10 protein-coding genes and 1 pseudogene are annotated in these 11969 nt (G+C 48.5%); 9 read left to right on the top strand and 2 right to left on the bottom strand.

Annotated features, from left to right (window positions below):
• The 9 genes and pseudogenes from dnaN to PRUB_RS17135 all read left to right on the top strand — a co-directional run bounded on the left by dnaN (window position 1) and on the right by PRUB_RS17135 (window position 10355).
• Complete coding sequence (gene dnaN, locus PRUB_RS17175) at window positions 1-1104, top strand: DNA polymerase III subunit beta (RefSeq protein ID WP_010384850.1); 1104 nt, start codon at window positions 1-3, stop codon at window positions 1102-1104.
• Between the two features lie 20 nt (window positions 1105-1124).
• Complete coding sequence (recF, locus tag PRUB_RS17170; protein WP_010384848.1) at window positions 1125-2213, top strand: DNA replication/repair protein RecF; 1089 nt, start codon at window positions 1125-1127, stop codon at window positions 2211-2213.
• Between the two features lie 12 nt (window positions 2214-2225).
• On the top strand, window positions 2226-4649 hold the full coding sequence (gyrB, locus tag PRUB_RS17165; protein WP_010384847.1) for a DNA topoisomerase (ATP-hydrolyzing) subunit B: 2424 nt from the start codon (window positions 2226-2228) through the stop codon (window positions 4647-4649).
• Window positions 4650-4937: 288 nt separating this feature from the next.
• A complete protein-coding gene (gene glyQ, locus PRUB_RS17160) occupies window positions 4938-5837 on the top strand; it encodes a glycine--tRNA ligase subunit alpha (protein ID WP_010384845.1) in 900 nt (299 codons plus the stop codon).
• A gap of 2 nt (window positions 5838-5839) precedes the next feature.
• Entirely contained in the window at window positions 5840-7909 is a 2070-nt protein-coding gene (glyS, locus tag PRUB_RS17155) for a glycine--tRNA ligase subunit beta (protein WP_010384844.1), read from the top strand.
• A 64-nt stretch (window positions 7910-7973) separates the two neighbouring features.
• Window positions 7974-8453, top strand: a complete 480-nt coding sequence (locus PRUB_RS17150) for an early set domain-containing protein (RefSeq protein WP_198452369.1) — start codon at window positions 7974-7976, stop codon at window positions 8451-8453.
• Window positions 8425-9396, top strand: a pseudogene (glyS, locus tag PRUB_RS17145) (glycine--tRNA ligase subunit beta); the annotation flags it as partial. The gene PRUB_RS17150 and the pseudogene glyS (PRUB_RS17145), both read left to right, overlap by 29 nt.
• A gap of 64 nt (window positions 9397-9460) precedes the next feature.
• Window positions 9461-9916 (top strand): early set domain-containing protein, encoded by a 456-nt coding sequence (locus PRUB_RS17140; RefSeq protein ID WP_010384843.1) that lies wholly within the window; start codon window positions 9461-9463, stop codon window positions 9914-9916.
• Between the two features lie 274 nt (window positions 9917-10190).
• Window positions 10191-10355, top strand: a complete 165-nt coding sequence (locus PRUB_RS17135; RefSeq protein WP_155946288.1) for a hypothetical protein — start codon at window positions 10191-10193, stop codon at window positions 10353-10355.
• A gap of 46 nt (window positions 10356-10401) precedes the next feature.
• Here PRUB_RS17135 and tusA read toward each other — a convergent pair whose 3' ends face one another.
• Both tusA and fadA read right to left on the bottom strand, forming a co-directional pair.
• Window positions 10402-10641: a sulfurtransferase TusA gene (tusA, locus tag PRUB_RS17130; RefSeq protein ID WP_010384842.1), complete on the bottom strand. Its 240-nt coding sequence runs from the start codon at window positions 10639-10641 to the stop codon at window positions 10402-10404.
• A gap of 157 nt (window positions 10642-10798) precedes the next feature.
• Window positions 10799-11968: an acetyl-CoA C-acyltransferase FadA gene (gene fadA / locus PRUB_RS17125; RefSeq protein ID WP_010384841.1), complete on the bottom strand. Its 1170-nt coding sequence runs from the start codon at window positions 11966-11968 to the stop codon at window positions 10799-10801.
• Between the last annotated feature and the right edge of the window lies 1 nt (window position 11969).

The following is an 11969-nucleotide window of genomic DNA, read 5'->3' as shown; positions in this document are numbered from 1 at the left end:
ATGCAAATTACGATTTCAAGAGAACAGTTTTTAAAACCCTTGATGCAGGTCTCGGGTGCCATTGAGCGAAAACACACACTACCGATTTTGTCCAATGTTCTGGTCGAAGTGAAAAACGGCGTGTTATCGATGACGGGCACAGACTTAGAGATTGAGCTGGTTGCGAATGTGACACTGGAAGAACAAGTTGCAGATGCTAGTATCACGTTGCCAGCAAAAAAGTTACTCGATATATGTAAGAGTCTGCCGGATGGGTCTTTGTTGCAACTGAGTAGTCAGGAGCATCAGTTATTACTGACGAGTGGCCAAAGTCGCTTTTCTTTGACGACCTTAGCGGCCGAAGATTTTCCAAACCTTGAACAGTGGGATGGCGAAGTTGAGTTTCAAATTACCCGCCTGGAATTGCGTCAGCTGTTAGAAGCGACTCACTTTTCGATGGCCAATCAGGACGTCCGTTATTATCTCAATGGGATGTCCTTTGAGGTGGATAATAGTGAGATTAAAACGGTTGCAACCGATGGGCACAGACTTGCGATTGCTCAGCATCAGCTTGGTGCGTCATTGAATACACAACGTCAGTTGATCATTCCGCGTAAGGGTGTGCAGGAGATCATGCGTTTGTTGCCAGCAGATGATGAGCCGCTGACCATTCAATTTGGCAGTAACCATATTCGTATTTTGGATCCTGAGTTTACTTTAACGAGTAAGCTGGTGGATGGACGGTTCCCGGATTATCGCCGAGTGTTACCACGTGGTGGTGATAAGCTGGTGAATGCGAACCGAGAATGGTTACGCAGTGCTTTCCAGCGCGTCTCTATTCTGTCGAATGAAAAGTTCCGTGGAGTCCGTCTGAACCTGTCGAATGGCATGTTAAAGATCAGTGCGAATAACCCCGAACAGGAGCAGGCAGAGGAAACCGTTGAGGTTGAATATCAGGGCGATGACCTGGAAATTGGCTTTAACGTCTCCTACTTGTTGGATGTACTCAACACACTAAAAACAGAAGATGTGCAGTTTACATTAGCAGATACCAATAGCAGTGCTCTGATCGAAGGGGCGAGCGACGACGCTGCAATGTATGTCGTTATGCCTATGCGCCTGTAGAAATTGGTGTGTACTCTTAAATGAGTTTGAATCAAATTAGCCTCAATAATTTTCGCAATATTGAGGCCCTTTCTTTTTCACCAAGCGAACAAATCAATATCATTTTAGGCGAGAACGGCAGTGGAAAAACCAGTCTGCTTGAAGCCATTTACTTCCTTTCTAATGGGCGTTCATTTAGAACGAACAAACATAAATTGATGATCCGTCATGAGCAGGATAAATGTATTGTTCATGGTAAAAAGCAACTTCATAGTTTGTCTATCCCCATAGGTATAAGCAAAAATTTACAGGGCGAAACACAGCTCAGGATCCAGGGGCAATCGAGTCGGAAAATCGCTGAGTTGGCGCAGATTCTGCCCACTCAGGTGATCACACCAGAGAGCTATGAATTGTTTTTTGGGGGACCAAAAGAACGTCGAAAATTTCTCGACCTTGGCGTGTTCCACGTGGAACATCAGTTTTATAGCGTCTGGAAAGACTTCAACAAAGTGCTTAAACAACGAAATGCTTTGCTGAAAACTAAACCTGCTCAGTACCAGCTTCAGATACGCACTTGGGACCGAGAATTTGTTCGTTTGGCTGAGCAAATAAATATGTTCAGAAAGGCGTATATAAGTAGGTTTGAGCGCCATTTTTTTGATAAGATAGGGGTGATAAGCCCCATCTTTAAAGGCCTTGAAATGCGCTATGACGCAGGCTGGAAAGGGGAACTGGCTGAGGTGCTAAACGCCCAACTGGAGCGGGATAGCAAGCTTGGCTATACAACTAAAGGGCCGCATAAAGCCGATTTTAACTTCTATGCTAATGGTCACGGCGTTGAAAATATACTGTCTCGGGGTCAGTTAAAGTTAACCCTCTATGCGCTAAAAATCGCACAGAATAACTTAATTGAGGCCGAGACCGAGAAGCAATCCATATTGCTGATCGACGATTTACCTTCGGAGTTGAGCCAGGAGACGATGCTGAGCATCGCGCATTTACTTGCAGAATGTCAGTCGCAGCTATTTATCACTGCGATAAACTCCGAAAGTATCCAGGCCATTGTGGAACCCATGAAACGAAATGTTGAGATGTTCCACGTGGAACATGGCCGCTTAATAACAAAATAATTGGAATACACCATGTCTGATAATTACGATTCATCGAGTATTAAAGTACTGAAGGGATTGGATGCAGTAAGGAAGCGTCCGGGAATGTATATCGGGGACACTGATGATGGTACTGGACTACATCACATGGTCTTCGAAGTCGTCGACAACTCTATTGATGAGGCGTTGGCAGGACACTGTGACGATATCTTCGTTACTATCCATACTGATGGCTCTGTGTCAGTTCGAGACAATGGCCGTGGTATCCCAACGGAACTGCACCCTGAAGAAGGGGTGTCAGCGGCAGAAGTCATCATGACCGTGCTACATGCTGGTGGTAAATTCGATGACAACTCTTATAAAGTATCAGGTGGCCTACACGGCGTAGGTGTTTCTGTTGTAAATGCACTATCAGAAAAACTACAACTAACAATTCGCCGTGATGGCAAAGTGCATCAGCAGAAATACACTATGGGTGTGCCAGATGCGCCACTGGGTGTGATTGGCGAAGCTGAGAGTACAGGAACTGAGCTGAGATTTTGGCCGAGTGCAGAGACTTTCTCTGATACCAACTTCCATTATGATATTTTGGCAAAACGACTGCGCGAACTATCTTTCCTGAACTCAGGGGTCAGTATTATCCTGAGTGATGAGCGTGAAGAGAACAAGCAAGACCACTTTAAGTACGAAGGTGGTATTCAGGCATTCGTAGAATACCTGAACCGTAAAAAAACGCCTGTTCATCAAAATGTATTCAACTTCACTTCAGAACGTGAAGACGGCATCAGTGTTGAAGTATCCATGCAGTGGAATGATGGATTCCAGGAAAATATCTACTGTTTTACTAACAACATTCCTCAGCGTGATGGCGGTACACACTTAGCGGGTTTCCGTAGTGCCTTGACTCGTACGCTAAACAACTACATGGAAAAAGAAGGCTTTAACAAGAAAGCTAAAACCGCAAGCAACGCGACAGGTGATGATGCGCGTGAAGGCTTAACGGCTGTCGTAAGTGTTAAAGTGCCGGATCCAAAGTTTTCGTCTCAGACTAAAGACAAGCTTGTTTCAAGTGAGGTGAAAGGTGCGGTTGAACAAGCAATGGCTGAAAAGCTAACTGAGTATCTACTAGAAAACCCGGGTGATGCTAAAACAGTTGTAAGCAAAATTATTGATGCAGCACGTGCTCGTGAAGCGGCACGTAAAGCCCGTGAAATGACTCGTCGTAAAGGCGCTATGGACTTAGCTGGTCTACCTGGCAAACTTGCTGACTGTCAGGAACGTGACCCGGCAGAATCTGAACTCTACATCGTGGAGGGTGACTCAGCAGGTGGATCGGCCAAGCAGGGCCGTAACCGTAAGAACCAGGCTATTTTGCCACTGAAAGGTAAAATTCTGAATGTTGAAAAGGCACGTTTCGATAAGATGCTGTCTTCGCAGGAAGTTGCCACACTGATCACTGCATTGGGTTGTGGTATTGGCCGTGACGAATACGATCCGGAAAAACTGCGTTATCACCGCATTATTATCATGACCGATGCGGACGTCGACGGCTCGCACATTCGCACACTGCTGTTGACCTTCTTCTATCGTCAAATGCCAGAGATCATCGAGCGTGGTTATGTATATATTGCTCAGCCGCCACTGTATAAAGTGAAAAAAGGCAAACAAGAGCGCTATATTAAAGACGACCACGGTCTGACAGACTACCTGACAACGTTAGCCTTGGATGGTGCCAGTATCTACTCGAGCGAGGGCGCTGAGGCCATTTCCGGTAATCGTCTTGAAAATATGGTTCATGATTATCAGAAAACCATTGACGTGATTGAACGTCTGACACGTAAGTACCCGCGTGCCATGATGTCTCGTCTGTTATACCAGAATGAGCTTAGTGAAGCAGACCTGAGTGATGAAGCGAAAGTTTCAAGCTGGGTTCAAGCGTTCGTTGCTGACCTGGACAAACATGATGAAGATGCCACTATCTACAATGCTGAAGTAAGCTATGATGATGAACGTCATATGTACTATCCGGTAGTTAATATTCGTCAGCACGGTGTGGATAAAGCCTATACACTGAACTACGACTTCATTACCTCGAAAGACTATGTTCGCATTGTGAATACAGGTAAGTCGGTTGCACACTTGATCAGTGAAACGGGTTATGTACAGCGCGGTGAAAAAACACAGCCGGTTGATACATTTGCTGAATCACTGGATTGGCTGATCTCAGAGTCTAAACGTGGCTTGTATACACAACGTTATAAAGGACTGGGTGAGATGAACCCAGACCAGCTTTGGGAAACCACAATGGATCCGGCGGCACGCCGTATGTTACGCGTGACCATCGAAGATGCCATTGCAGCTGACCAGTTGTTTGCAACCCTGATGGGTGATCAGGTAGAACCACGCCGCGATTTCATCGAACAAAACGCATTGCGCGTTGTGAACCTGGATGTATAAACAAGTTACTGCTTGTCGATAACTTCCAAAAAGCCACTCCACAGCGAGTGGCTTTTTCCGTTTCATACGCACACTTTGACCTTTTGTTTGATATTTGAAGCCCAGCCTTAGCCAGCAAACAGAGGGGGAGAAGCGCGGTTTTTTACGTGCTTTTTTAGTGATAACGCTTAAAACGGCGTGACGCTCGCGGTATACTGAGCATAATTTTCAGACATTATTAGCCCAGACTGGCCACTGTTTTGAGCACGCCACACTGGGTTCCATGTACCATACAAAAATAAGCCAACTATGCAAAAATACGATATCAAAACCTTCCAAGGGTTGATCCTGGCTTTACAGGACTATTGGGCACAGCAAGGCTGTGTTATTGCGCAACCACTGGATATGGAAGTGGGTGCGGGCACGTTTCATCCGCTGACTTTCCTTAAGTCGATTGGCCCGGAGCCAATGTCGAGCGCATATGTACAACCTTGTCGTCGTCCGACTGACGGTCGTTACGGTGAAAACCCAAACCGCCTGCAGCACTATTATCAATTTCAGGTGGTCTTGAAGCCATCGCCTGAAAATATTCAGGAGCTCTATCTGGGCTCACTGGAAGCACTTGGTATTGATACCCTGACTCATGAAGTGCGTTTCGTAGAAGATAACTGGGAATCACCGACGCTGGGTGCCTGGGGCCTTGGCTGGGAAGTCTGGTTGAATGGCATGGAAGTGACTCAGTTCACTTACTTCCAACAGGTGGGTGGTCTGGAATGCGCGCCGGTTACTGGTGAAATCACCTATGGCTTGGAACGTCTGGCAATGTATATACAAGGTGTGGACAGCATTTATGATCTGGTCTGGACCGATGGTCCTATGGGCCGAGTGACTTATGGCGATGTGTTCCATCAGAACGAAGTTGAACAGTCGACTTACAACTTTGAACATGCGGATGTTGACGCCTTGTTCAAGCAATTCGATCAGTGTGAACTGGAAAGCCAGAAGCTGATCGAAGCGGGACTGCCTTTACCAGCCTATGAGCAGGTAATGAAGGCATCGCATGCATTCAATCTGTTGGATGCCCGTCATGCGATTTCTGTAACAGAACGTCAGCGTTATATTCTACGCGTGCGTGCGCTGTCTAAGGCCTGTGCTCAGGCTTATTATGAGGCCCGTGAGGCACTCGGATTCCCGCTTTGTAAGGATTAATCATGACCACAGAAAATCTACTTGTTGAAATTGGTACTGAAGAGTTACCGCCAAAAGCCTTACGTAAGCTGGCAGAATCCTTTGCTGACAATATGCAGGCTGAGCTGACCGGCCTTGAGCTGGCATTTGAAGACATTAGCTGGTACGCGTCACCGCGTCGCTTGGGTTTAAAAGTAGCCAACTTGCAAACCCAGCAGCAGGACAAAGTGGTTGAGAAGCGTGGCCCGGCAACCAAAGCCGCCTTCGATGCAGACGGCAATCCGACTAAAGCAGCTATGGGCTGGGCACGTGGCTGTGGGATCGAGGTATCGGAAGCTGAAACACTGGAAACCGACAAGGGTGCCTGGTTGTTGCACCGCGCCACTGTCGCGGGCCAGCAGGCCAGCGCGTTGTTATCTGATGCCATTGCTAAGTCTCTGGCCAAGTTGCCGATCCCAAAACCTATGCGTTGGGGTGCTAACAAAACACAATTTATTCGTCCGGTTCACACTGTCGCTGCCTTACTGGGCGGTGAAATTGTGCAGGGCGAAGTCCTGGGCAAAGCCATTTCAAATCAGCTACAGGGCCACCGTTTTCACCACCCGGAACGTGTGAGCATCAATCATGCCGATGATGCATTTGATACGCTGAAAGGGGCCTATGTCATCGCTGACTATGAAGCACGTAAAACACTCATCCGTGAACAGATCAATGCAGAAGCAGACAAGCTGGGTGCGGTTGTCGCGATAGATGAAGATCTGCTGGAAGAAGTGACTGCCCTGGTAGAATGGCCGGTTACTCTGGTGGCTTCATTTGAGGAAGAGTTTCTGTCAGTCCCTGCTGAAGCGCTGATCTACACCATGAAAGACGACCAGAAGTACTTCCCGCTACTGGATAAGTCAGGTCAGCTAATCAACAAGTTCCTGTTTGTATCAAACATTGAAAGTAAAGATCCAAGTGTGGTCATCTCAGGTAATGAGAAAGTGGTTCGTCCTCGTCTGGCGGATGCACAGTTCTTCTTTGAAACGGATAAGAAGAAAACACTGGAAAGCCGTCTGGAATCATTGGGCACTGTGTTGTTCCAGAAACAGTTGGGCACATTGAAAGACAAGTCAGAGCGCATTGCCGCGTTGGCTGGTTTTATTGCTGAGCAATTGGGCTCAGATAAAGCGTTAGCAGAACGCGCAGGCCTGTTGAGTAAAACAGATCTGATGACTGAAATGGTCATGGAGTTTACCGATGTACAGGGTGTAATGGGTATGCATTACGCACGTATTGACGGTGAAGCAGAAGAGGTGGCTGTGGCGCAGAATGAGCAGTATATGCCGCGCTTTGCTGGCGATGCTTTGCCTTCAAACCCAATCAGCTGCGCAGTCGCACTGGCTGATAAGTTCGATACCCTGGTGGGGATCTTTGGTATTGGTCAGACGCCAAAAGGTGACAAAGACCCGTTTGCCCTGCGCCGTGCTGCCATTGGTGCATTACGCATCATGGTTGAGAAAGAGCTGGAGCTGGACATTCATGCGCTGGTCGAAAAGTCTCGCGCTTTGTTCGGCGACAAGCTGACCAACGACAATGTTGGCGAAGAGGTCTTTGAGTTCATGCTGGGCCGCTTCCGTGCCTGGTATCAGGATGAAGGCATTGCGGTCGATGTGATCCAGGCGGTATTGGCACGTCGTCCTTCTCAGCCGGTTGACTTTGATCGTCGTGTTAAAGCGGTGAGCCACTTCAGAACACTGGAGCAAGCAGAAGCACTAGCCGCAGCCAATAAGCGCGTTAACAATATTCTGGCGAAGAATAATGTCACCAGCGACGCTGAGGTGAATACTGCTTTGTTGTCTGAAGCGGCAGAGCAGCAGCTGGCCCGGGAAGTCGCGGCATTGACTGCCGAGCTGGCACCGGTTTATGCGCAAGGTGATTATCAGCAAGCACTGACCCGACTGGCAAGCCTGCGCGAAGCGGTCGATAACTTCTTTGATAATGTCATGGTGATGGCTGATGACGAAGCGGTTAAGCAAAACCGTCTGGCGTTACTCAGCCAGCTGAGCCGTTTGTTCCTCAATACGGCGGACATCTCTGTCTTGCAAAACTAAGACAGCCACGCTTAAAACAAGCCAGCCTTCGTGCTGGCTTTTATTTTTGTGATCGGGATTAACAATGAAACAGCACATCATTGCCTTGATAATGGCATTGGGGTTGAGTGCCTGTACGACGGCACCTCATCAGTCAACGAACAGTTCAAGTGAGCAGCAAGTCACAAGCAATGCGTCTCCAGCGATGGACAGACCTATGTATTTACGCGGCGACTTTACTTTGTGGGATGCCGACGAAGTCTACCGATTGACGCAGACCCAGACGGGACTGTACAGCGTTCGAGTCCGTTTTATGAGTCCGGGAAAACTGTACGAATTTAAAATTGCCGATGCGAAATGGACGCCTGGTTATAACTGCGGCTTTCGTTATGATGGCAAAGTAAGCCTGGGCAAGCCGGTGGTCGCAGACTGTGACACTGTGTACAACTACTTTGGTTTTATGCCAGACAGAAAAGGTTGGTACCGTATTTCACTGGATTTGAGAGGCGCCGTTCCACAAATCATAGTTCAGCGTGATTGCCGCGTTGGCTGGTTTTATTGCTGAGCAATTGGGCTCAGATAAAGCGTTAGCAGAACGCGCAGGCCTGTTGAGTAAAACAGATCTGATGACTGAAATGGTCATGGAGTTTACCGATGTACAGGGTGTAATGGGTATGCATTACGCACGTATTGACGGTGAAGCAGAAGAGGTGGCTGTGGCGCAGAATGAGCAGTATATGCCGCGCTTTGCTGGCGATGCTTTGCCTTCAAACCCAATCAGCTGCGCAGTCGCACTGGCTGATAAGTTCGATACCCTGGTGGGGATCTTTGGTATTGGTCAGACGCCAAAAGGTGACAAAGACCCGTTTGCCCTGCGCCGTGCTGCCATTGGTGCATTACGCATCATGGTTGAGAAAGAGCTGGAGCTGGACATTCATGCGCTGGTCGAAAAGTCTCGCGCTTTGTTCGGCGACAAGCTGACCAACGACAATGTTGGCGAAGAGGTCTTTGAGTTCATGCTGGGCCGCTTCCGTGCCTGGTATCAGGATGAAGGCATTGCGGTCGATGTGATCCAGGCGGTATTGGCACGTCGTCCTTCTCAGCCGGTTGACTTTGATCGTCGTGTTAAAGCGGTGAGCCACTTCAGAACACTGGAGCAAGCAGAAGCACTAGCCGCAGCCAATAAGCGCGTTAACAATATTCTGGCGAAGAATAATGTCACCAGCGACGCTGAGGTGAATACTGCTTTGTTGTCTGAAGCGGCAGAGCAGCAGCTGGCCCGGGAAGTCGCGGCATTGACTGCCGAGCTGGCACCGGTTTATGCGCAAGGTGATTATCAGCAAGCACTGACCCGACTGGCAAGCCTGCGCGAAGCGGTCGATAACTTCTTTGATAATGTCATGGTGATGGCTGATGACGAAGCGGTTAAGCAAAACCGTCTGGCGTTACTCAGCCAGCTGAGCCGTTTGTTCCTCAATACGGCGGACATCTCTGTCTTGCAAAACTAAGACAGCCACGCTTAAAACAAGCCAGCCTTCGTGCTGGCTTTTATTTTTGTGATCGGGATTAACAATGAAACAGCACATCATTGCCTTGATAATGGCATTGGGGTTGAGTGCCTGTACGACGGCACCTCATCAGTCAACGAACAGTTCAAGTGAGCAGCAAGTCACAAGCAATGCGTCTCCAGCGATGGACAGACCTATGTATTTACGCGGCGACTTTACTTTGTGGGATGCCGACGAAGTCTACCGATTGACGCAGACCCAGACGGGACTGTACAGCGTTCGAGTCCGTTTTATGAGTCCGGGAAAACTGTACGAATTTAAAATTGCCGATGCGAAATGGACGCCTGGTTATAACTGCGGCTTTCGTTATGATGGCAAAGTAAGCCTGGGCAAGCCGGTGGTCGCAGACTGTGACACTGTGTACAACTACTTTGGTTTTATGCCAGACAGAAAAGGTTGGTACCGTATTTCACTGGATTTGAGAGGCGCCGTTCCACAAATCATAGTTCAGCGTGATTAATACCAATTTCACTTAATACCTGGTCTATTTGAAGGAGCAAATAGGACGCTAACAGCGTTAAAAATTTCTCATTTAGAACAACTAAATAGCAAAATTTTTGCCTTGTTATCGACCCTATTTTCTCGCCTCAAAATAGATCACTTAATTAAGCAAATTGGTATAACCCAGGACGACACAAAACGAAGTGTGTCAGTTTTTTTGCTTGAATATTGTACTTTTTTGATTGTTTTGATATTGTGAACCTTGAGTTAAATAAAATAAACAAGGAAAAACAATGAAAATAAAACTAAATAAAAAAGCAGTTAAAAATCTGTCTGATAAGCAAGTTATTGGGCAGCAGGCGACTCCTGCGATCAATGGGGGTGGGGGTCCACAGCAAGAATTAGCGACCTGGCACCGTGGTTGGATCTCTTGCATTGAATGTCCAATCCTCGTGTAGTACAGGCATTGGTATAGCTGGTGGGATTATCTCACCAGCTTAAAAATCATTTCCCTTTCTTTACCAGGTAGCGGTAAGGGAGGTCATCCACTTCTTTGGCTACCAAAGTGTGATCCATAAACTCACAAAAACTGGGTATATCCCGGGTGGTGGATGGGTCGTCGGCCAGGATAAGCAAAGTTTCCCCTTCACGCATCTTCCTCACTTTGCCACGGATCATCATTACAGGCTCGGGACAACGCAAGCCAATCGCATCGAGAGTATGGTCAGTGTTGTCAAAGTTCATGGCGTGTCCCCGGAAAATAAAACGCCTATTCTAGCGCGCCTTGTATAACAAATAAATACTCGTGTGAAAGGTCGCGGTCTGGACATAAAAAAGGCAAGCTACAGTATGCAGCTTGCCTTGGTCACCAAGTTAAAATGGTTAGGGAATCGCGTTTTGGCTAGTCGTCAACGCGTTCAAACACGGTGGCGATACCCTGGCCCAGACCGATACACATGGTTGCCAGGCCATACTTCGCACCTTTGTCTTCCATAATATGGATTAAGGATGTGCTGATCCGTGAGCCTGAACAGCCCAGTGGGTGGCCCAGTGCAATCGCGCCGCCATTGAGGTTTACTTTCTCGTCAGCCACATCCAGTAAACCAAGGTCCTTCAGAACCGGCAATGATTGTGCAGCAAACGCTTCATTCAGCTCTGCCACATCAATGTCTTCAATGCTCAGGCCTGCCTGCTTCAGGGCTTTCTGACTGGCAGGAACCGGACCATAACCCATGATGGATGGATCGCAGCCTGCAACCGCCATTGACTTGATGCGTGCGCGGATCGGCAGCCCCAGTTCTTTGGCTTTTGACTCACTCATAACCAGCATGGCTGAAGCACCATCCGACAAAGCAGATGACGTACCTGCTGTGACTGTGCCCGAAGCCGGGTTGAATACCGGACGTAACTGGCTCAGGCCTTCCATGGTGGTTTCCGGGCGGATCACTTCGTCGTGTTCAACCAGTACCGGTGCACCATCGGCATCGTGACCTTCCATCGGTAAAATTTCACGAGCGAAACGGCCTTCGACCGTGGCTGCGTGAGCGCGCTGATGTGAGCGAACCGCAAAGGCATCTTGTTGCTCACGGTTAATACCGTGCAGGGTAGCCAGGTATTCCGCAGTCAGACCCATGACGCCTGCGGCTTGTGCAACCGAAGTCGACAGGCCCGGGTGGAAGTCATTACCGTGCGTCATCGGGACATGGCCCATGTGCTCCACACCACCGATCAGGTAAGTATCGCCAGCGCCAGTCATGATCGCGCGTGCAGCATCATGCAGTGCCTGCATGGAAGAGCCACATAAGCGATTTACCGTGACCGCAGGTACGGTATGTGGAATGCCGGCCAGCAGGGCGGCATTGCGGCCCACGTTGAAGCCTTGCTCCAGGGTTTGTTGTACACAACCCCAGTAAATGTCATCGATAGAGTCCGGTGCCACAGCCGGGTTGCGATCCAGCAAGCCTTTCATCAGGTGGGCACTCAGATCTTCAGCGCGTTTGTGTTTGAACACGCCAGCTTTGGAGCGGCCCATTGGCGTACGAATACAATCTACGATTACAGCCTGTTCCATG

It is taken from the genome of Pseudoalteromonas rubra, from assembly GCF_000238295.3.
Taxonomy (GTDB): domain Bacteria; phylum Pseudomonadota; class Gammaproteobacteria; order Enterobacterales; family Alteromonadaceae; genus Pseudoalteromonas; species Pseudoalteromonas rubra.
Note: the sequence above shows the minus strand (reverse complement) of the source record. Positions and strands in the feature narration are given on the sequence as shown.

What these genes read in the sequence shown, in the direction of transcription:
- glyQ (WP_010384845.1), top strand. Translation starts at nt 4,938, where the DNA reads ATGCAAAAATACGATATCAAAACCTTCCAAGGGTTGATCCTGGCTTTA.
- glyS (WP_010384844.1), top strand. Translation starts at nt 5,840, where the DNA reads ATGACCACAGAAAATCTACTTGTTGAAATTGGTACTGAAGAGTTACCG.
- PRUB_RS17150 (WP_198452369.1), top strand. Translation starts at nt 7,974, where the DNA reads ATGAAACAGCACATCATTGCCTTGATAATGGCATTGGGGTTGAGTGCC.
- PRUB_RS17140 (WP_010384843.1), top strand. Translation starts at nt 9,461, where the DNA reads ATGAAACAGCACATCATTGCCTTGATAATGGCATTGGGGTTGAGTGCC.
- PRUB_RS17135 (WP_155946288.1), top strand. Translation starts at nt 10,191, where the DNA reads ATGAAAATAAAACTAAATAAAAAAGCAGTTAAAAATCTGTCTGATAAG.
- fadA (WP_010384841.1), bottom strand. Translation starts at nt 11,968, where the DNA reads ATGGAACAGGCTGTAATCGTAGATTGTATTCGTACGCCAATGGGCCGC.
- gyrB (WP_010384847.1), top strand. Translation starts at nt 2,226, where the DNA reads ATGTCTGATAATTACGATTCATCGAGTATTAAAGTACTGAAGGGATTG.
- dnaN (WP_010384850.1), top strand. Translation starts at nt 1, where the DNA reads ATGCAAATTACGATTTCAAGAGAACAGTTTTTAAAACCCTTGATGCAG.
- recF (WP_010384848.1), top strand. Translation starts at nt 1,125, where the DNA reads ATGAGTTTGAATCAAATTAGCCTCAATAATTTTCGCAATATTGAGGCC.
- tusA (WP_010384842.1), bottom strand. Translation starts at nt 10,641, where the DNA reads ATGAACTTTGACAACACTGACCATACTCTCGATGCGATTGGCTTGCGT.